Raw genomic sequence first — 396 nt, forward strand, 5'->3', positions numbered from 1 at the left:
GGCGCGATGGTGAAGATTCTCGGCTACAGCAGCGAGGAACTGCTGGACCGCCCCTTTACCCAGCTGCTGCTGCATGGCCATACGACGACAGCCCTGCAGTACTTTCAGAACGCCCGCGATGACAGCAGCCTGCGCACCCTCTGCACGCCGATGCGGCGTCACGACGGCACCCTCGGTGACTTCGAGGCGCGCCTGTCGGTGATACAGGACAGCGACGGCACCTTCCGTGGGTATCGCGGCATCCTGCGGGATGTCAGTGCCCAGGCCTCGCAGCGGCGCAAGCTGCACACCCTGGCCTATCACGACACCCTGACCGGGCTGGGCAATCGCAAGGCCTTTCTCGAACACCTGCCGCAGCAGATCGCCGAGGCCCAGAGCCAGGGCAAGCAACTGGCG

General features: G+C 65.7%; 1 protein-coding gene. It reads left to right on the forward strand.

The features are described from left to right. The coding region (locus J0A65_RS26170) for a PAS domain S-box protein (RefSeq protein WP_206597110.1) at window positions 1-396 on the forward strand (396 nt) is incomplete at both ends.

Origin of the sequence: Bowmanella yangjiangensis, from assembly GCF_017255015.1 — a bacterium.
Classification (GTDB): domain Bacteria; phylum Pseudomonadota; class Gammaproteobacteria; order Enterobacterales; family Alteromonadaceae; genus Bowmanella; species Bowmanella yangjiangensis.